This is a genomic window from Paracoccus binzhouensis, assembly GCF_016446475.1.
GTDB lineage: Bacteria > Pseudomonadota > Alphaproteobacteria > Rhodobacterales > Rhodobacteraceae > Paracoccus > Paracoccus binzhouensis.
Genome location: NZ_JAEHFP010000007.1, coordinates 35,557 through 53,655 on the forward strand (window position 1 = coordinate 35,557; position 18,099 = coordinate 53,655).

At 66.5% G+C, this 18,099-nt stretch carries 17 protein-coding genes, 3 pseudogenes and 1 other annotated feature; of the genes and pseudogenes, 14 read left to right on the top strand and 6 right to left on the bottom strand.

Going from position 1 to position 18,099, the window contains the following annotated elements; all coding sequences use genetic code 11:
• Positions 1 to 61: 61 nt before the first annotated feature.
• Complete coding sequence (locus I9P22_RS03780; RefSeq protein WP_199258057.1) at positions 62 to 1,303, top strand: tyrosine-type recombinase/integrase; 1,242 nt, start codon at positions 62 to 64, stop codon at positions 1,301 to 1,303.
• A gap of 102 nt (positions 1,304 to 1,405) precedes the next feature.
• Here the strand turns inward: I9P22_RS03780 and I9P22_RS03785 are convergent.
• Positions 1,406 to 2,163, bottom strand: a protein-coding gene (locus I9P22_RS03785; protein ID WP_199258058.1) for an IS5-like element ISPso2 family transposase whose coding sequence is annotated in 2 segments (ribosomal slippage) — positions 1,406 to 1,839 and positions 1,839 to 2,163 — 759 coding nt in all. Because the reading frame shifts where the segments join, the coding sequence is not laid out codon by codon here.
• Between the two features lie 47 nt (positions 2,164 to 2,210).
• A pseudogene (locus I9P22_RS03790) lies at positions 2,211 to 3,015 on the bottom strand (IS5 family transposase).
• A 74-nt stretch (positions 3,016 to 3,089) separates the two neighbouring features.
• On the opposite strand from I9P22_RS03790, the gene I9P22_RS24930 reads away from it, so the two are divergent.
• Positions 3,090 to 3,434: an SDR family NAD(P)-dependent oxidoreductase gene (locus I9P22_RS24930; protein WP_332908997.1), complete on the top strand. Its 345-nt coding sequence runs from the start codon at positions 3,090 to 3,092 to the stop codon at positions 3,432 to 3,434.
• A 7-nt stretch (positions 3,435 to 3,441) separates the two neighbouring features.
• Here the strand turns inward: I9P22_RS24930 and I9P22_RS03800 are convergent, their stop codons facing one another.
• Positions 3,442 to 4,308, bottom strand: a complete 867-nt coding sequence (locus I9P22_RS03800; protein ID WP_199258059.1) for a LysR family transcriptional regulator — start codon at positions 4,306 to 4,308, stop codon at positions 3,442 to 3,444.
• A 112-nt stretch (positions 4,309 to 4,420) separates the two neighbouring features.
• Here I9P22_RS03800 and I9P22_RS03805 point away from each other — a divergent pair, with 112 nt between their 5' ends.
• On the top strand, positions 4,421 to 5,809 hold the full coding sequence (locus tag I9P22_RS03805) for an amidohydrolase family protein (RefSeq protein ID WP_199258060.1): 1,389 nt from the start codon (positions 4,421 to 4,423) through the stop codon (positions 5,807 to 5,809).
• On the opposite strand, the gene I9P22_RS03810 is transcribed toward I9P22_RS03805, so the two are convergent.
• Positions 5,785 to 6,063 carry a hypothetical protein gene (locus I9P22_RS03810; RefSeq protein WP_233253200.1) on the bottom strand — a complete coding sequence of 93 codons (279 nt, stop codon included), beginning with the start codon at positions 6,061 to 6,063 and terminating at the stop codon, positions 5,785 to 5,787. The genes I9P22_RS03805 and I9P22_RS03810 overlap by 25 nt on opposite strands.
• A gap of 11 nt (positions 6,064 to 6,074) precedes the next feature.
• Here I9P22_RS03810 and I9P22_RS03815 point away from each other — a divergent pair.
• A pseudogene (locus I9P22_RS03815) lies at positions 6,075 to 6,176 on the top strand (IS5/IS1182 family transposase); the annotation flags it as partial.
• A 481-nt stretch (positions 6,177 to 6,657) separates the two neighbouring features.
• Here the strand turns inward: I9P22_RS03815 and I9P22_RS03820 are convergent.
• Positions 6,658 to 7,686 (bottom strand): IS110 family RNA-guided transposase, encoded by a 1,029-nt coding sequence (locus I9P22_RS03820; RefSeq protein ID WP_011747348.1) that lies wholly within the window; start codon positions 7,684 to 7,686, stop codon positions 6,658 to 6,660.
• A gap of 109 nt (positions 7,687 to 7,795) precedes the next feature.
• On the opposite strand from I9P22_RS03820, the pseudogene I9P22_RS03825 reads away from it, so the two are divergent.
• Positions 7,796 to 8,630: pseudogene (locus I9P22_RS03825) on the top strand (IS3 family transposase); the annotation flags it as partial.
• Positions 8,119 to 8,235: a sequence feature (AL1L pseudoknot), on the top strand. Its footprint overlaps the pseudogene before it by 117 nt.
• Positions 8,631 to 8,750: 120 nt before the next feature.
• Here the strand turns inward: I9P22_RS03825 and I9P22_RS03830 are convergent.
• A complete protein-coding gene (locus I9P22_RS03830) occupies positions 8,751 to 9,668 on the bottom strand; it encodes a LysR substrate-binding domain-containing protein (protein ID WP_051416378.1) in 918 nt (305 codons plus the stop codon).
• A 107-nt stretch (positions 9,669 to 9,775) separates the two neighbouring features.
• Here I9P22_RS03830 and I9P22_RS03835 point away from each other — a divergent pair, with 107 nt between their 5' ends.
• The 9 genes from I9P22_RS03835 (at position 9,776) to I9P22_RS03875 (ending at position 17,918) form a co-directional block, all read left to right on the top strand.
• Positions 9,776 to 10,813, top strand: coding sequence for an ABC transporter substrate-binding protein (locus I9P22_RS03835; protein ID WP_199258061.1), 1,038 nt, complete (start codon positions 9,776 to 9,778; stop codon positions 10,811 to 10,813).
• 72 nt (positions 10,814 to 10,885) lie between these two features.
• On the top strand, positions 10,886 to 11,947 hold the full coding sequence (locus I9P22_RS03840) for an ABC transporter ATP-binding protein (RefSeq protein WP_199258062.1): 1,062 nt from the start codon (positions 10,886 to 10,888) through the stop codon (positions 11,945 to 11,947).
• The gene (locus tag I9P22_RS03845) at positions 11,944 to 12,846 is read left to right on the top strand and encodes an ABC transporter permease (protein WP_233253185.1); all 903 of its coding nucleotides are present in this window, start codon (positions 11,944 to 11,946) and stop codon (positions 12,844 to 12,846) included. Before I9P22_RS03840 ends, I9P22_RS03845 begins: the two co-directional genes overlap by 4 nt.
• Entirely contained in the window at positions 12,843 to 13,643 is an 801-nt protein-coding gene (locus tag I9P22_RS03850) for an ABC transporter permease (protein ID WP_199258063.1), read from the top strand. The genes I9P22_RS03845 and I9P22_RS03850 overlap by 4 nt, the downstream gene beginning before the upstream one ends.
• Entirely contained in the window at positions 13,640 to 14,767 is a 1,128-nt protein-coding gene (locus I9P22_RS03855) for an NAD(P)/FAD-dependent oxidoreductase (protein WP_199258064.1), read from the top strand. Before I9P22_RS03850 ends, I9P22_RS03855 begins: the two co-directional genes overlap by 4 nt.
• Positions 14,751 to 15,044 carry a (2Fe-2S)-binding protein gene (locus I9P22_RS03860; RefSeq protein WP_199258065.1) on the top strand — a complete coding sequence of 98 codons (294 nt, stop codon included), beginning with the start codon at positions 14,751 to 14,753 and terminating at the stop codon, positions 15,042 to 15,044. The genes I9P22_RS03855 and I9P22_RS03860 overlap by 17 nt, the downstream gene beginning before the upstream one ends.
• Complete coding sequence (locus I9P22_RS03865) at positions 15,041 to 16,420, top strand: FAD/NAD(P)-dependent oxidoreductase (protein ID WP_233253186.1); 1,380 nt, start codon at positions 15,041 to 15,043, stop codon at positions 16,418 to 16,420. The genes I9P22_RS03860 and I9P22_RS03865 overlap by 4 nt, the downstream gene beginning before the upstream one ends.
• On the top strand, positions 16,417 to 17,544 hold the full coding sequence (locus I9P22_RS03870; RefSeq protein WP_199258066.1) for an NAD(P)/FAD-dependent oxidoreductase: 1,128 nt from the start codon (positions 16,417 to 16,419) through the stop codon (positions 17,542 to 17,544). Before I9P22_RS03865 ends, I9P22_RS03870 begins: the two co-directional genes overlap by 4 nt.
• 29 nt (positions 17,545 to 17,573) lie before the next feature.
• The gene (locus I9P22_RS03875) at positions 17,574 to 17,918 is read left to right on the top strand and encodes a RidA family protein (protein WP_199258067.1); all 345 of its coding nucleotides are present in this window, start codon (positions 17,574 to 17,576) and stop codon (positions 17,916 to 17,918) included.
• The last annotated feature ends 181 nt before the right edge of the window (positions 17,919 to 18,099 follow it).

Consider the following 18,099-nt stretch of genomic DNA (forward strand, 5'->3'; position numbering starts at 1 on the left):
CCCAGCTAACGATCCCCGTTTCTCCCTGACCGATCCCAGTTGCGGAACAGGAGGAAACGCCATGCCCGCCCTGACCGACACCTCGATCCGACACGCTCTGAAACGGGTCGAGATAAGCCAGAAACAAGAGAACCTCGCCGATGGCGAAGGGCGCGGCACCGGCCGCCTCATTCTCGTCCTCAAGCCCATGCCCAAGCGCGTTACTGCCGACTGGATGGCCCAGCAGTGGCGAGACGGCAAGCGCACCAAGAAGAAGATCGGCTCCTATCCCTCCATGTCGCTCGCGCAGGCGCGCGAGATCTTCAAGCGCGATTTTGCCGATGTGATCCAGAAGGGCCGGAGCATCAAGGTCGCCACCGATGCCCGCCCTGGCACTGTCGCCGATCTGTTCGAGGGCTACGTCGCCGCGCTCAAGGAAGCCGGGAAGCCGTCCTGGAAGGAAACCGAAAAGGGTCTGAACAAGGTCGCCGACACGCTCGGGCGCAACCGTCTCGCCCGCGAGATCGAGGCCGAGGAAATCATCGAGCTAATCCGGCCGATCTACGAGCGCGGCGCCAAGTCGATGGCCGACCATGTGCGCTCCTATCTCCATGCCGCCTTTAGCTGGGGCATGAAGTCCGACAACGATTATCGGCAGCAATCCCCTCGCCGGTTCCGCATTCCCTTCAATCCGGCAGCGGGCATTCCGACCGAGCCCAAGGTAAAAGGCACCCGCTGGCTCGACGAGGACGAGTTCGTCCGGCTTTATCGCTGGCTCGAATGCCCTGACACGCCGGTCCATCCCTCCTATCCGCGCGCAGTGCAGCTCATCATGCTGACCGGCCAGCGCGTCGAGGAGATCGCGCGCATGCATGTTGATCAATGGGATGCCAAGGAGCGGATCATCGACTGGTCCAAGACCAAGAACGATCAGCCCCACGCCGTTCCAGTGCCCTTGATCGCTGCCGAACTGATTGAATCGATCAAGCCCAACGAGTATGGCTGGTTCTTCCCCTCGGCCAAAGATCCATCGAAACCTGTCAGCCACGGTACGCTCTACAGCTTTGTCTGGCGTCAGCGGCACCGCGGCGTCATCCCCTATGCGACGAACCGGGATCTGCGGCGCACCTTCAAGACGCTGGCTGGCAAAGCGGGCGTCCCGAAGGAAATCCGCGACCGGTTACAAAACCACGCCTTGCAGGACGTCAGTTCCAAGCACTACGACCGCTGGAACTACATGGCCGAGAAGCGGGCCGGGATGGCGAAATGGGACAAGTTCGTCCGCGCGATGCTTGCGAAGAAGCGCCTGAAGGCGGCCGCTTGACCTTCCGACCGCCCAAGCCCCAGCGCGAAGGTGAAAGCTCCCTCCCACACCCGCTGGGAGAATCGTTCATAAGCCGTGGCCCGAGCGTGCTAGGGTCAGGATTCATAACCAATAGATGACGAGAGCCGCGAGGGCGATGGCTGAGAGGAAGACCTTGGGGCATCGGTCATAGCGGGTCGCGACGCGCCTCCAGTCCTTGAGCCTGCCGAACATGATCTCGATGCGGTTACGCCGCTTGTATCTCCGCTTATCGTATTTGATCGGCGTCTTGCGTTTCTTCCGGCCTGGGATGCAGGCACGTATCCCCTTGTCCTGCAACGCTTCTCTGAACCAGTCAGCGTCATAGCCACGATCCCCGAGTAGCCATTTGACGTTTGGCAGGCCACTCAGCAGGGCCCGAGCGCCGATATAATCGCTGACCTGTCCAGCGGTGACGAACAGGTCGATCGGTCGCCCCTGACTGTCGCAGATGGCGTGCAGCTTGGTGTTCATACCGCCTTTGGTTCGACCGATCAGGCGACCACGCCCCCCTTTTTGGCGGCCATGCTGGTCGCCGTTCGATGGGCCTTGAGGTATGTTGCGTCGATCATCACGGTCGTTTTCTCGCCGTGTTCCGCCGCCAGCCCGGCTATCATCCGCGCGAAGATGCCCTTTTCGCTCCAACGCTTCCACCGGCTGTAGAGCGTCTTATGTGGGCCATACGCGGCGGGCGCATCGCGCCAACGCAAGCCATTGCGATTGATGAAAATAATCCCGCTCAGCACCCGTCTGTCATCAACCCGGGGCTTCCCGTGCGACTTGGGAAAGAAGGGCCGGAGCCGCGCCATCTGCGCCTCCGTCAGCCAGAAGAGATCGCTCATGTCACCGCTCCGTTTTCGGAGGCGTGAATCACGCAGCGCAACAGAAATCAATGCATCCTGACCCTAGGTCCTGTTGACCACTGGCGCAGCCATAGCCTGATACAGGCGAGGTCGACGAAGCCGAGGAAGCTGCCTGCGGTTTTATCGTAGCGGGTTGCCAGACGCCGGGTGTTCTTCAGCTTGTTGAAGCAACGCTCGACCATGTTGCGCAAGGTGTAGATGGTCATGTCCACGACCTTGCGAACCTTCCGGTTCTTGCGCATCGGGATCATCGGCAGGGCGGTGCGGCTCTCGACATCTTCCCGAACCTTATCAGAGTCATAGCCCCTGTCGGCGACCAGAACGGCGGGCTGCGGCAGGGTATCTGCCATCATCAGATCATAGCCGGTGCAGTCGGAATCCTGGCCGGGCGTGATTTCGGTCCTCATCGGGAGGCCTGCACCGTTGACGCGGAGATGGATCCTGGTCGAGAACCCACCTCTCGAACGGCCAGGAGCCTCTTTCGGAGTCCCCCTTTTGCGCCCGCCGCATGATGATGCGCCCGGATCACGGTGCCGTCGACCATCTGCAGCTTGTCGGGCGCAACCCCCGCGTGGTTCGAGCCGCATCCAGGATATCCTCCCACAGCCCCGCTAGGGTCCAGCGGCGGAACTGACGGTAGACCGACGACCACTTGCCGAACTCCTGGGGCAGGTCGCGCCAAGGCGCAGCGGTTCGTGCGATCCAGAAAATCCCATCTAGAACAAGACGATGATCCGCAGGTTTGCGCCCGTTCGGGTGCCGGACGGCGCGAATGAAGCCCTCGAAGAAGGCCCACTCATCGTCGGATATCAGGTTGCGCGCCAAGCTCACCTCCTACGTAGAGATGAGCTTGAACCATGGGTCGCCGACCAGTGGAATCCCTTTTGTCAATACGACCTATTGCGGTGCAGATGGATGTCACGAAACAGGAGAGCATCGACGCGGGCTTCGCCGAGGTGATCGGCGCTTTCGGCCATCTCGACATCCTGATCAACAATGCAGCGCTGTTCACCGCCGCCCCGATCGAGGAGGTCATACGGCCGATGCTCGGCAAGGCATTGCGGACGCCATTGGTCACCGACGACCTGCCGGACGAGATCGTCCGCCCCTCTCAGATACGAAACGCCGCGCTGCCGGCACCCGATGCCGCGAAACGTGCCGTGCTACGCTGGCTGCTCGGGGAATGCGGCGGCAATATTTCGGCGGTGGCGCGACAGGCGGGGCTGGCGGATGCAGGAGACGCCGGCTGACCGGCGATCACCTGCCGGCTGCCGCCAGGCTGCGGCGATGCCGCTCGGACAGCAGGCCGGTCATCTCGCCGGTCAGCCGACCGATGGAACCGGCGCTTTCCCAGGAATAGATCGACACCACCATGGCCGGCTCACCGCCGAAGCTGTCGCAGCGCCGCAGCCGCGCGCCCGAGACCGCCGCGACCGGCAGAAGCGTGATGCCCAGCCCGCCCTCGACACCCAGGATGACGCTGGGCAGGCTGCTGCCGGAAAAGGCGACATACCAGCGCCGCCGCTCGCGCTCGATCCGCGCGAACATGGCGTCGCGGTAAAGCCCGCCGGGCGGGAATACCACCAGCGGCACCGGGTCCTGCCAGTCGCGCGGCAGGAGGGCGCTTTCGAACCAGGCCATCGCCTCGGTAAAATGCGCCCGGCAATCGCTGTCGGGGGCGGGCTCCTTGACCACGACGATGTCCAGCTCGGCCGCGCGATAGCGGCGCATCAGCTCGCGGCTGAGGCCGACGGTCACGTCCAGCCGGATCTGCGGGAACTGCCGGGTGAAATCGCGAAAGATCCCGCACATGTCGGGGTTGAAGATGTCCTCGGGCAGGCCCAGCCGGATCGAACTTGTGCCGCTGGGATCGCCAAGCACCGCCGCCGCCTCTTGCTGCAGGGCCAGGATGCGCCGGGCATAGCCCAGAAGCCGCTCGCCCTGCGGGGTCGGCAGCACCGGGCGCGCGGCACGGTCGATCAGGGCATGGCCCGCGGCATCCTCCAGCCGGGCCAGTTGCTGGCTGATGGTGGATTGCGTCATGTGCAGCCGTTCCGCGGCGCGGGTGAAGCTGCCGCTCTCGACGATGGCGACAAAGGCGCGCAGCAGGCGCGGATCGAGCATCCCGGACTCCATTCGATTTCACGATGTTTATCATCTGGACATTTAATTTCCAGATGATCCCGGCCGCGCTTATCCAGAACGCAGGACAGACGACATTCGGGAGGAAACGCATTTGCACACCGAGCACCGCCACAGCCGCCGCGCCTTCCTGTGCGGCACCGGGGGGCTGATGACCGCATCGGCCGTGATGGGCATGGGAGCCGCCAGCGCCGCAGGAGCCGCCGCCGGGGCCGCGGAGGAACTGGCACTGACCGGCGAGATCGCCGAGACGCATTACTACCTGACCGAGGTCCGGCTTGAAAGCGGCTTCGAGCGCGAGAGCGAATACATCACCGCCACCCGCACCGCGCTGCATACGCTGGAAATCCGCGACGGCAGCATCCAGGCGATCCTGGAGGAAGGCGCCGCGCTGACGCCGGACGTCCCGCGCTATTCGGCCGGGGGCAAGCTGGCACTGCCCGCCTTTCGCGACATGCATATCCACCTGGACAAGACCTTCTATGGCGGGCCGTGGCAGGCGCCGCTGCCCCGGCAGGGCAAGACGATCATGGACATGATCGCGCGCGAGGAAATCCTGCTGCCGAAGCTGTTGCCGACCTCGCAGCGGCGGGCCGAGGCGCTGATCGAGCTGCTGCTGTCGCAAGGCACCACCATGGCGCGCAGCCATTGCAACATCGACCCGGTCAGCGGGCTGAAAAGCCTTGAACATCTGCAGCTGGCGCTGGAAAACCACCGCGACAGGTTCGATTGCGAGATCGTCGCCTTTCCGCAGCACGGCCTGCTGCATTCCAAGGTGGACGGGCTGATGCGCGAGGCGATGGCCATGGGCGTGCAGTTCGTCGGCGGGCTGGATCCGACCAACGTGGACGGCGCGATGGAGCAGTCGCTGGACGCCATGTTCCAGATCGCGCTGGACCACGACAAGGCGGTGGACATCCATCTTCACGAAACCGGCCCCGCCGGCGTGGCGGCGATCCACCACATGGTCGAGACGGTCGAGCGCACCCCGCAACTCAAGGGCCGGCTGAACCTGAGCCACGCCTTCGCGCTGGGAACGCTGCCCGAGGCCGAGCTGGACGCGCTGGCCGAGCGCATGGCCGCGCAGGGGGTGACGGTGATCTCGACCGTGCCGATCGGGGCGCTGACCATGCCGCTGCCGCGCCTGCGCGAAAAGGGCGTGACGCTGATGACCGGCACCGACAGCGTGATCGACCACTGGTCGCCCTTCGGCACCGGCGACATGCTGGAAAAGGCCAATCTCTGCGCCCAGCTCTACGGCGGGCGCGACGAGTTCGGCCTGACCCGCGCCATGGCCATCGCCACCGGCGACCTGCTGCCGCTGACCGACGCAGGAGAACGCGCATGGCCGAAGCCCGGCGATGCGGCGGAATTCGCGCTGGCCGAGGCCAATTGCTCGGCCGAGGCGGTGGCCCGCCGCTCGGCCCGCACCGCCACCTTCCACAAGGGCCGGCTGGTCTACGGCGGCGTCGCGCGGGCCTGACCCGCGACAGGCGGGGCGGCCATCGCCGCCCTGCCCCTTTTGCCCGCCTGCGCGACCGGACCCCAATCGCAAAGCCCGGCGAATCGGTCGCGCAGCAGGTCCTTTTGCACCTTGCCCATGGTGTTGCGCGGCAACTCGTCCACGAACAGCCCGCGCTTGGGTTGCTTGAACTTCGCCAACCGCCCCTCCAGCGGGGCCAGCACATCGGTCTCGGTCAGGGCGGGATTGCCGGCCGGGACGACGACCGCCGTCACCCCTCGCCAATACGCCTCTCTTGATGCAGGTGCTATTTGGCATGGAGATCCGACAAACGACAGGGTTCATCGAGAACCTCCTACGACTTGTCGGGCTGGACTGGCTGCAGCCGGTTTCGGCAGCGGGCCTCCCGGCATCGCAGTCGAAAATATTGAACCGCCAGCGATACTGTCGATGCAGCCCTGGACCAACCCGCTGGATATGTGTTCGTGGCCGGTGCGCCCGAACTTCCCGATTGCCATTGCCGCGGCGCCTGGACTGAACCGCTTATGGCCGCTCTGCAACAAAGGGTGTGAACCGCCCCGGATTTGCCGGAGGCTCCATGTGTGGATGCCCCGGTTCATGCAAGGGCAAATTCGTGCCGCCGGGCATGTGATCGGTGCGGTCATGTGTCAGGCCTGTCGATACGGCGATGTGGTTGCCGCCGGCCGTCATGGAGATACGCGGAACAGGCGCAAATCAACTCAGCGAGCTTTTCGCTCTTGGAGCCTCGGTGCTTTTCCTGGTCCCGATCAGTCCGATCATTTGCCCTTGACGTTCACGACCTCCTCACATGCCCACCTCTCCTGATCCCGCGGCGACCGAGCGCTTGCTCAAGCGGCTGCGAGACCGGGATCCCGATAGTCTTCTCTCTTGGTCTGCATGGCCCAGATCGCGCGCGCCATCTTGTTTGCCAAGGCTACGGCGACCAACATCAGCGGCTTGCGGTCCATCATGCGGCTGAGCCACGAGCCAGGCCGTGCGCCGCGGCGGGACGCCCATCGTATCACCGCCATGGCTCCGATTATTAGGAGCCTTCGGATGTCGCGTTGACCCATCTTCGAGGTGCGCCCGAGCCGCTGCTTGCCGCCGGTTGAGTGCTGAACCGGCACGAGTCCAAGCCAGGCGGCAAAGTCGCGACCACGCTTGAAGGTCTGCATAGGTGGTGCGAATACCTCCACCGCCATGGCTGTGATCGGGCCGATGCCCGGCATCGTCTGCAAGCGGCGTATTTCTTCGCCGAATTGGGCTTCGCGACGAAGCGTTTTCTCGAGGTCTGCAATTTTGGCGTTCAGCTGTTCGATCTGCTCGAGGTAGATCCGGCCGATATCGCGAACCAGCTGCGGAATTGCGACATCGGTCGCGTCCAGTGCTTTGGCCAGAGACTTCAGGTGAGCCGGTCCTTGCGGCACAACGAGACCGTGTTCTGCGAGGTGGCCGCGCAGGGCATTGATTAGTTGCGTCCTTTGGCGCACGAGCAGATCGCGCGTCCGGAAGACCATGGAGCGCGCCTGCTGTTCCTCGGTCTTCACGGCGACGAAGCGCATTGTCGGCCGAGACCCTGCTTCGGCAATGGCCTCCGCGTCCGCCGTATCGTTCTTCTGCCGCTTCACATATGGCTTGACGTAGCTGGGTGGGATGAGCCGCACATCGTGGCCGAGCTGCTGGATCGCGCGGCCCCATTCATGAGCGCTGGCGCATGCCTCCATAACGACCACGCAACGCGGCTGCGCCGACAGGAACGGAAGCATTTGAGCTCGGGTCAACCGCTTCCTGAACGCGACGCTGCCGTCGATGTGTGCTCCGTGCGCGTGGAAGACGCGCTTCGCCAGATCGATGCCGATGATGGTGGCGTTGTTCATGTCCTTCCTCCTCTTCACCGCAGCTCATCCTGCTACTGCCACTGTGCCACGCCTCGGCACGGGCGGGAGGGGCATCCACTCCATCAACTCCTGATTAGGATGGAGCATCATGAGCAAGACCACGAACAAGTTTTCCCCTGAAGTTCGCGAGCGCGCCGTGCGGATGGTTCTCGACGGCGCAGGCCCGCACGGTTCTCGGTGGCAGGCGATCACGTCTATCGCCGCGAAGATCGGTTGCTCCGCGAACACGCTGAACGACTGGGTCAAGAAGGCCGAGGTCGACAGTGGCAGGCACGCAGGCATCCCCAGCGACATGGCTGAGAAGATGAAGGCGCTCGAGCGGGAGAACCGGGAGCTGCGCCAGGGTGAGGAGGATCAGAAAACGATCCGGGGGATCGTTTTCCCGACGAACGAGATTCTTCGCAAAGCCTCGGCGTATTTTGCAATGGCGGAGCTCGACCGCCGGTCGAAGTGATGGTGGATTTCATTGAGGCGCATCGTGATGCGCACGGGGTCGAGCCGATCCGCACGGCGCTGCCGATCGCCCCTTCCACCTACTACGATCACCTGGCGAAGCGGGCTGATCCGGCGCGGTTGTCGGACCGTGCCCGTCGTGATGCCGCCCTGCGGCCCGAGATCCGACGTGTGTTCGAAGAGAACTGGCGGGGGTCTATGGCGTCCACAAGGTCTGGCGGCAGCTCGTCCGGGAAGGCTTCGAGATCGCGAGTTGCACGGTGGCAAGGCTGATGAAAGACATGGGCATCCAAGGCATCATCCGCGACAAGCCGCACAGGACGACGTTCCCAGACAAGAAGGCCCCATGCCCGCTGGACAAGGTGAACCGCGAGTTTCGCGTGCCGGCGCCCACATGCTCTGGGTCAGCGATTTCACCTACGTCGCGACCTGGAAGGAGTTCGTCTACGTCGCCTTCGTCATCGATGCCCAAGGGCCCTATCTGATCGCTACGGAACATCGTCGGCAATGGCCGTCATTCGGCAAACGCGTGACCGGTTCGCGGAGGCGCAGCCTTGGGCGTCAACGTCCATCCCATGGGAACAGGCTGATCAGGGCGGCGCCAGAAACAGGTCGTCCACCTGCAGCAGGCCCTGCCGTACACGGTCGATCAGCGCCTGGGCCAGTTGCGATGTCGGCTCCCATGACGAGGTGTAAAGCCACATCATCATGCGCGGCGCCGGCTGGATCGGCACGAAGGCGATGCCACCGCTATCCCAGCTCATTCGCGCCATGGCGGGCACGATGGCAAATCCGAAGCCCTGACTGACCAGCACGCAGGCCGTATCGGCCATCTGCACCTCGGCGCGGGTTTCGACCTGGACCCCTGCATGGCTCAGCGCCTCCACGATCACGCGATGGGACTGGTCGTCGCGCCCCAGCGCGATTATCGCCTCGCCCTCCAGCTGGGCCAGGTCGATGCTGGTCAGCCCCGCCAACCGGTGGTTTGCCGGCAAGGCGCAGACCATCTTCATCTGGACGAAGGGCCGGCAATGGATCCCTGGCGCCTGCGAGGGCACCAGCGAGATACCGAAATCCGCCGCCCGGGCCAGCATGGATTGGGAAATATCGGGCGAGTTCTGCGTCAGGATCGTCATCCGCACTTCGGGCCGGCGGGCCAGGAACGGCGCCAGAAGCTGCGGCAGAACCCGCATCCCCAGGGCCGGAAAGGCCGCCACCGAGATCTCGCCGCGCTCGGTGTTGCGGATGGCGCGGGCCGCGTTCTCGATCCGCTCGACGCCGGTCATGAACTTCTCGGTCTCGGAGAACAGGCGCCGCGCCTCGGGCGTCGGCACCAGGCGGCCCTGTCCGCGGTTGAACAGGTTGAAGCCGCAGGACGATTCGAACTGCTGGATCAGCTTGCTGACCGCCGGCTGGCTGACGAACAGCATCTCGGCCGCCTTGGTGACCGAGCCGCCCTTCATCACCGCATTGAAGGCCTCGATCTGCCGGATATTGGGGCGTGCCATGCAGACTCCATAATGAAACGGAATGACTCTCCGAACTAAACTCAATTGTCAGGCTTCTGAAAAGCGCCAATCCTTGAGCCAAGAAAAACACCAACAGGGATTGCCAGATGAAACGCTCCAGTTATGCCCTTGCCTCCACCCTGCTTTGGGCCCTGCCACTTGCCGGCCCGGCGCTGGCCCAGCAGAAGACGCTGACCGTTGGCGGCTATGGCGGCTCTTTCGAGACGCTGATGAAAGAGCTGCTGATCCCCGAATTCGAAAAGACCCATGACGTGAAGATCGCCTTCGTGCCCGGCAACTCGACCGAGAACCTGGCGCGGCTGCAGGCCCAGAAGGGCGCCCAGGAGCTGGACGTGGTGCTGCTGGACGATGGCCCGATGTACCAGACCGACGCGCTGGGATTCTGCGCGCCGCTGGCCGATACGCCGATCAAGAAGGATGTCTACGAACTGGCCCGCATCGGCAAGAACGCCATCGGCCTTGGCTTCGTCGCGACCGGCTTCGCCTATAACAAGGACTGGTTCAAACGCGAGGGCTGGGAGCCGCCGAAAAGCTGGCAGGATCTCAAGGATCCGAAATATGACCAGATCCTGTCGATTCCGTCGATTTCCAACACCTACGGGTTGCACGCCTTGGTGATGCTGGCGCGTGGCGCGGGCGGCGGCGAGAAGGATATCGAACCCGGCTTCGCCGCCATGACCGAGGAGGTGGCGCCGAACGTGCTGGTCTTCGAACCCTCGGCCGGCAAGATGTCGGAACTGTTCCAGTCCGAGGAGATCGCGCTGTCGGTCTGGGGCTCGGGCCGCACCAAGTCGCTGGCGGATACCGGCTTCCCGGCCGGCTTCGCCTATCCCGAGGACGGGGCCGTGGCCCTGCTGCTGGCCGCCTGCCCGGTGGTGGACAGCGACGTCCCCGACGCGGCGCAGGCCTTTATCGACTATCTTCTGGACCCCGAGGTGCAGGTGAAATTCGCCGATGCCATGGGTGCCGGCCCGGTCAACACCAAGTCGGTGCTGCCGCCGGAACTGGCCGAAAGCCTGCCCTATGGCGACAAGATCCAGTCGCTGGTGACGGTGGACTGGGACACGATCAACCAGAATCGCGACGACTGGACCCAGCGTTGGGCGCGCGAGGTCGAGCGCTGATCGCCTGAACCGTCGCGCGGGGCCGGCAGCGGCCTCGCCCGTTTCCCGCACCCTACGGCACGGAGAAATCGCATGGCTTTCCTGGACCTGGTCAACCTGACCAAGACATACGGCACCTTCACCGCCGTCGATTCGCTCAGCTTCAGCGTCGAGCGCGGCAGTTTCGTGTCGCTGCTGGGCCCCTCGGGCTGCGGCAAGACCACCACCCTGCAGATGATCGCGGGCTTCGAGGAGGTCAGCTCGGGTCGCATCCTGCTGAACGGCCGCGACCTCGCCGCCGTGCCCGCGCGGCAGCGGGGGCTGGGTATCGTCTTTCAGACCTATGCGCTGTTCATGCACATGACGGTGGCCGAGAATGTCGCCTTCGGGCTCGAGATGCGCAAGGTCGACCGGGCCGAACGCAAGCGCCGCGTTGCCGAGGCGCTGGACCTGGTGCATTTGTCGCATCTGGCCGACCGCTATCCGCGCGCCATGTCCGGCGGCCAGCGCCAGCGCGTGGCCCTGGCCCGGGCACTGGTGATCCAACCCGAACTGCTGCTGCTGGACGAGCCGCTGTCGAACCTGGACGCCAAGCTGCGCGAGGAGATGCAGCTGGAACTGCGCCGCATCCAGCGCGAGGCCGGCGTCACCACGCTGCTGGTCACGCATGACCAGTCCGAGGCCATGGCGCTGAGCGATCAGGTCATCGTCATGGAGCGCGGCCGGCTGCAACAGGCCGCCGCCCCCTTCGATGCCTACGAGGCGCCGCAGACCTCTTTCGTCTCGGGCTTTCTGGGCAAAAGCAACAGCCTGCGCGGGCGCCTGTCCGGCAAGGGCCCCGAGGGCTCGGCGCTGGACCTGGGCGGGCTGCGCCTGCAGGGCCCCGCGGCCGATCTGCCGCCGGGCGAGGTGGAACTGGCGCTGCGCCCGGAACGCATCGAACTGGTGGCCGAGGGCGAGGGGCTGGTCTCGGGCACCGTCTCGGAACAGGTGTTCCTGGGTGATCAGTGGCTGTTGAAGGTGGAAACGCCGCTGGGGCCGCTGCTGATCCTGCGCCGCAATACCGGCCGCCCCGAGGCGGCGCCGGGCGAGACCGTGCACCTGTCATGGCAGCGCGACCATCTGCGCATCCTGCCGGTCGAGGGCGCGGCATGACCATGGCATCCACCGAAACCCTGCGCGAGACCGCGCGCCCCGCGCTGCCGCCCGCCGCGCGCAAATGGCTGCTGTCGGCGCCGATGCTGCTGCTTTTCGCGCTGATGCTGCTGGTGCCGCTGCTGATGACGCTGGTGCTCAGCTTCAACAGCTTCGACTTCTACAAGGGCATCGGCGGCGATCTGAGCCTGGCGAACTATGCCGAGGTGCTGGGCGACGGCTATTTCTACGAGATCTTCGGCCGCACCTTCGGCATCGCGCTGGCCACGACGCTGATCTGCGCCGCCATCGGCGTGCCGCTGGCCTGGTTCCTGAACCGGATGACGCCGTTCTGGCGCTCGGTCATGGTGCTGGTGGTGCTGGGTCCGCTGCTGATCTCGGTCGTGGTGCGCACGCTGGGCTGGGCGATCATCCTGGGCAACAAGGGCGTCCTGAACGGCGCGCTGATGGACCTTGGCCTGATCGAACGGCCGATCCGGCTGATGTATACCTCGGGCGGGATCGTGCTGGCGCTGGTCCATGTCATGCTGCCCTATATGGTGCTTGCGGTCTGGGCGGCGCTGCAGCGCGCCGATGCCTCGGCCGAGGCGGCGGCGGAATCGCTGGGCGCGCGGCCCTGGACGGTGTTTCGCCGCGTGATCCTGCCGCAGGCGATGCCGGGGGTGCTGTCGGGGTCGCTGATCGTCTTCGCGCTTTCGGCCTCGGCCTTCGCGACGCCGGCGATCATCGGCGGGCGCCGGGTCAAGGTCGCCGCCACCGCCGTGCATGACGAGTTCATGAACACGCTGAACTGGCCGCTTGGCGCCGCCATCGCGATGATCCTGCTGGTGGCGATCATGGCGGTGATGCTGACCTGGACCCGGCTGGTCGAGGCCCGCGTCGGAAAGGAATACGCATGAGACGCAACGGGATCTTCGCCAAGGCCTTCTGCGCACTGTTCGCGCTGTTCATGCTGGCCCCGATCCTCGTCGTGATCGGCGTGTCCTTCACGCCCACGGGCTATCTGGAATTCCCGCCCAGCGGCCTGTCGCTGCGCTGGTTCCGGGCCATCCTCGACAATCCCGACTTCATCGCCGCGGCCTGGATCAGCCTGAAGCTGGCGCTGATCGCGGCGACCTTGGCCACGGTGCTGGCGGTGCCGGCCGCGCTCGCCATCGGCCGCGGCAGCTTCCGGGGCCGCGAGGCGCTGCAGGCACTGTTCATGTCGCCGCTCATGGTGCCGACGGTGGTGCTGGGCATCGCCTTCCTGCGCTTCCTGACGCTGGTGGGGATCAGCGGCACCTTCACCGGCATGATGCTGTGCCATGTGGTGATCGTCACTCCCTTCATCCTGCGGCTGGTGCTGGCCTCGGTGGTCGGGCTGGACGCCGCGACTGAGCGGGCGGCCGTCGCCATGGGCGCATCCGACTGGACGGTGTTTCGCCGCATCACCCTGCCCACCATCCTGCCGGGCATCGTCGGCGGCTGGGTGCTGGCCTTCATTACCAGCTTCGACGAGCTGACGGTGACGGTGTTCATCGCCAGCCCCTCGACCACGACGCTGCCGGTGCGGATGTTCTCGCATATCGCGCAGACCACGGACCCGCTGGTCGCCTCGGTCTCGACGGTGGCGATCCTGTTCACGGTGGCCCTGATGCTGACGGTGGACCGGCTTTACGGGCTCGACAAACTCCTGATCGGAGAAGGCAAGACATGACTTCCAACGAACGCGCCGCCGACACGCTGGTGGTCGGTGGCGGATTGGTCGGCGCGGCGCTGGCCTACGGCCTCGCGCGCGAGGGCGAGCGGGTGACCGTCCTGGACGAAGGCGACGTGGCGCTGCGCGCCAGCCGGGGCAATTTCGGGCTGGTCTGGGTGCAGTCCAAGGGCGACGGCCTGCACGACTATGCCCGCTGGACCCGCCATTCCGCCGATCTCTGGCCGGAATTCGCCGGGCTCCTGGAGCAGGACAGCGGCATCTCGCCCGATTACGAAAAGCCCGGCGGCGTGCATTTCATGCTGTCGGAATCCGAGCTGGAGGCCAAGCGCGCCCAGATCGCCCGCATGCACAACGTGAACGGCGCCGCGGGCTACGGGGCCGAGATCATCGACCGCCAGCAGCTCGACGCCATGCTGCCGGGACTGGGACCGGACGTGATCGGCGCCAGCTGGTCGCCGCATGACGGCCATGCCAGCCCCCTGCGGCTGCTGCGCGGGTTGCACGCCGCCATCGCCGCGCGGGGCGGCCGCTATGTGCCGGATGCGCGCGCCGATCAGGTCGGGCGCGACGGCCAGGGGTTCTTTGCCCGCACCGGCAAGGGGACATACCGCGCCGGCAAGATCGTGCTGGCCGCCGGGCATGGCAATACCGCACTGGCACCCGCGCTGGGGATGACCATCCCGCTGCGCGCGGAAAAGGGCCAGATCCTGGTGACCGAACGCGCCGCGCCGCTGCTGCCGATGCCGACCCATGTGCTGCGCCAGACCGCCGAGGGCACGGTGATGATGGGCGACAGCCACGAGGATACCGGCTATTCCACCGACAGCGTCAGTTCGGTGATCCGCGACATCGCCCGCCATGCCGTGCGCTGCTTTCCCGCCATCGCCCGGCTGCGGGTGGTGCGCAGCTGGGGCGCGGTGCGGGTGCTCAGCCTGGACGGCTTTCCGATCTACCAGGAATCCCCGGGCTTTCCCGGCGCCTTTTCCATCAACTGCCATTCCGGCGTCACGCTGGCCGGTGCCCATGCGCTGGCCCTGGCGCCGATGATCGCGCGCGGCCGGCTGGACGCACAGGTCGAACGCTTCACCGCAAGGAGATTTGGACATGCCACGGCGCATTGACCCCGAAGGGGCGACGCTCAGCTTCACCTTCGAAGGCCGCCGGATCGAGGCGCGGGCCGGCGACAGCGTCGCCGCGGCCCTGACGGCGGCCGGCATCCGCGACCTGCGCGACAGCGCGGTCTCGGGCCAGCCGCGCGGCATCTTCTGCATGATGGGCGCCTGTTTCGACTGCCTGGTGGAGATCGACGGCCAGCCGAACCGGCAGGCCTGCATGATCCCCGTGACCGAGGGCTTGACCGTGCGCCGCCAGCGCGGCGCGGCAGAGGTGCATCCATGACCCAGCAGACCATCCCATTCGCCGATCTTGTCGTCATCGGCGCCGGCCCCGCCGGCATGGCCGCCGCGACCGAGGCCGCCAAAGCCGGCCTTTCCGTCACCCTGCTGGACGAGGCCCCGGCCCCCGGCGGCCAGATCTATCGCGGCATCGAGACCGCCGGCCCGCGCCGCCTGCAGATCCTGGGCCCCGACTATGCCGAGGGCCGCAGCCTTGCTGACAGCTTCCGCGCCTCGGGTGCGACCTACCTGGCCGGCGCGCTGGTCTGGAACATCGGCACCGACCGGGTGATCGACTATTCGCACCAGGGCGTCTCGCACCAGTTGCGCGCCGGGGCCATCATCGCCGCCACCGGCGCGCTGGAACGGCCCATGCCGATCCCCGGCTGGACCCTGCCCGGCGTCACCACGGTCGGCGCCCTGCAGATCCTGCTGAAGGGCTCGGGCGTGGTGGCCGAGGATGCGGTTTTGGTCGGCTCGGGCCCGCTCTTGTGGCTCTTGGCGGCGCAGATGGTCGATGCCGGCTGCCCGCCGCGCGCGGTGGTCGAGAACCTGCCGCGTGGGCGGACGCGGGCGGCGCTGCCGCATCTGCTGAGGGCGTTGCGGGCGCGCTCCTACCTGGCCAAGGGGCTGGCGCTGATGCGCAAGGTCAAGGCGGCGGGCGTGCCGATCCACCGCCATGCCAGCGGCCTTGCCGTCGAGGGCGCGGATGCCGCCCGGGCGCTGGTCTTTGCCGTCGGCGGCCGCACGCAGCGGATCGAGACGACCAGCATCGCGCTGCATCAGGGCGTGGTGCCGAACCAGCAGGTCACCCGGCTGATGCTGGCCGATCACCGCTGGGATGCCGGCCAGCACTGTTTCCGGCCGGTGCTGGACGCCCACGGCCAGACCTCGGTCCCCGGGCTTTACGTCGCGGGCGACGGGGCGGGCATCGGCGGCGCCAGGGCCGCCGCCCTGCAGGGCCGACTGGTGGCGCTGTCCATCACCGGCGGCGATCCCGCCCGCATCGTGCGGCTGCGGGCGGCGCTGGCGCGCGACGCCGCGATCCGGCCGTTCCTGGAGGCGCTCTACGCCCCCGCCCCCGAGGTGCTTGCTCCCGCCGACGACACCATCATCTGCCGCTGCGAGGAGGTCACGGCCGGCACGATCCGCGCCACCGTCGATCTCGGCGCCCCCGGCCCCAACCAGGTGAAATCCATGCTGCGCACCGGCATGGGTCCCTGTCAGGGCCGGGTCTGCGGCCTTGCCGTCGCCGGCATCATCGCCGCGCGCAAGGGCGAGGACCCGCAGGTCACCGATTATTACCGCATCCGGCCGCCGCTAAAGCCGATCCCGTTGGCCGAACTGGCCGGCTTCGCCCCCGGAATCGCCGCGGAATGACGGCAGCGCTGCATTCCGGCCGCTCGGCCGACCTGCTGGTGGTCGGCGGCGGCATCCATGGCTGCTCGGCGGCGCTGCATGCGGCGCTGCGCGGCATGTCGGTGATCGTGCTGGAAAAGGACAGCGTCGGCCGCCATGCCTCGGGCGTGAACGCCGGCGGGGTGCGGCGGCTGGGCCGGCATTATGCCGAGGTGCCGATCTCGCAGCATTCCATGCAGATCTGGTATGGCATCGCCGATTTCCTGGACGACGATTGCGGCTTCCAGATCGCGCCGCAGATCAAGGTGGCGGAAACCGAGGCCGAGCTGGCCAGCCTTGCCGCCCGCGCCGCCGACCTGCGCGCCATGGGCTTCGACCACGAGGTGATGCTGGACCAGGCCGAGCTGCGTCGCCTGCTGCCCGCCGTCGCCGATCACGCCCTGGGCGGGCTGGCGGCGCTGCGCGACGGCTTCGCCCAGCCCTACAGGACCACCTTCGCCTTTCAGCGCAAGGCGGCCGCATTGGGCGTGCGCTTCCATGAAGGCTGCCCCGCCACCGCCGTCCGCCGCGACGCCGGCTGGATCGTGACGACGCCCCAGGGCGATTTCCGTGCCCCGCGCCTGTTGAACGCCGCGGGCGCCTGGGGCGGGCGGCTGGCGGGGATGCTGGGCGAGCCGGCCCCGGTCGAGGCCATCGCGCCGATGATGCTGGTCACCAACCGCCTGCCGCATTTCTGCGACGCGGTGGTGGGCGCGACCGGACGGCCCCTGTCCTTCAAGCAGATGCCGAACGGCACCGTGGTCATCGGCGGCGGCAGGCGCGGCCGCGCCGATGCGGCCTCGAACCTGTCCGAGATCCTGTTTCCCGAACTGCGCCTGACGGCGCAGACCGCCGCCGAGCTGTTCCCGGTCATGCGCGGCGCCCAGATCATCCGCAGCTGGTCCGGGGTCGAGGCGCGCATGCCCGACGACATCCCGGTCATCGGCGCCTCGGCCCGCCACGAGGGGCTGTTCCACGCCTTCGGCTTTTCCGCCCACGGCTTCCAGATGGGCCCGGGCGTGGGCGAGATCATGGCCGGGCTGATCGCCACCGGCGGCACGAATGCGCCTCTGGCGCCCTTCTCGATCGCGCGCTTCGCCGCGTGATCACAACCTTCCCAACGAAAGGAAACCCGATGATCCAGCGCCATTTCCCGACCCGGATCAACCACCGCATCGTCGAGGCCGGCGGCATCCTGCACTTCGGCGGGCTGATCGCCGACGACCTGACCCAGGACATGAAGGGCCAGACCGCCCAGATCTGCGCCAAGATCGACAAGCTGCTGGCCGAGGTCGGCTCGAGCAAGGAAAAGCTGGTCACGGCGATGCTCTACATCACCGATTTCGACCAGAAGGAGGGCATGAACGAGGCCTGGCTGGAATGGCTGCCCGCCGGGCATCTGCCGACCCGCGCCACCATCGGCGTGGCCGAACTGGGCAAGGGCGTGCTGATCGAGATCGTCGTCTCGGCCGTGCGCTGATCCTGGGGCTGGTCGGGCACCGTCCCGGCCAGCCGATCAACAAGGCGTTTCAAGAAAGCTGCCTGTGACGGCGGGCAGATCTCCCCGATGAAGAGCGTCTCGGCAGCGGATCAAGGACCTGCACGATCTGGGAGACCCGCTTGTCGTCCCTTTGCTGCGGCTTGTTCGCCCCCTGTCAAGC

Bases quoted from the DNA above. Each gene is read 5' to 3' on its own strand.
- I9P22_RS03780 (WP_199258057.1), top strand. From the start codon at position 62: ATGCCCGCCCTGACCGACACCTCGATCCGACACGCTCTGAAACGGGTC.
- I9P22_RS03800 (WP_199258059.1), bottom strand. From the start codon at position 4,308: ATGCTCGATCCGCGCCTGCTGCGCGCCTTTGTCGCCATCGTCGAGAGC.
- I9P22_RS03820 (WP_011747348.1), bottom strand. From the start codon at position 7,686: ATGAACAACGCCACCATCATCGGCATCGATCTGGCGAAGCGCGTCTTC.
- I9P22_RS03830 (WP_051416378.1), bottom strand. From the start codon at position 9,668: ATGGCACGCCCCAATATCCGGCAGATCGAGGCCTTCAATGCGGTGATG.
- I9P22_RS03835 (WP_199258061.1), top strand. From the start codon at position 9,776: ATGAAACGCTCCAGTTATGCCCTTGCCTCCACCCTGCTTTGGGCCCTG.
- I9P22_RS03840 (WP_199258062.1), top strand. From the start codon at position 10,886: ATGGCTTTCCTGGACCTGGTCAACCTGACCAAGACATACGGCACCTTC.
- I9P22_RS03845 (WP_233253185.1), top strand. From the start codon at position 11,944: ATGACCATGGCATCCACCGAAACCCTGCGCGAGACCGCGCGCCCCGCG.
- I9P22_RS03850 (WP_199258063.1), top strand. From the start codon at position 12,843: ATGAGACGCAACGGGATCTTCGCCAAGGCCTTCTGCGCACTGTTCGCG.
- I9P22_RS03855 (WP_199258064.1), top strand. From the start codon at position 13,640: ATGACTTCCAACGAACGCGCCGCCGACACGCTGGTGGTCGGTGGCGGA.
- I9P22_RS03860 (WP_199258065.1), top strand. From the start codon at position 14,751: ATGCCACGGCGCATTGACCCCGAAGGGGCGACGCTCAGCTTCACCTTC.
- I9P22_RS03865 (WP_233253186.1), top strand. From the start codon at position 15,041: ATGACCCAGCAGACCATCCCATTCGCCGATCTTGTCGTCATCGGCGCC.
- I9P22_RS03870 (WP_199258066.1), top strand. From the start codon at position 16,417: ATGACGGCAGCGCTGCATTCCGGCCGCTCGGCCGACCTGCTGGTGGTC.
- I9P22_RS03875 (WP_199258067.1), top strand. From the start codon at position 17,574: ATGATCCAGCGCCATTTCCCGACCCGGATCAACCACCGCATCGTCGAG.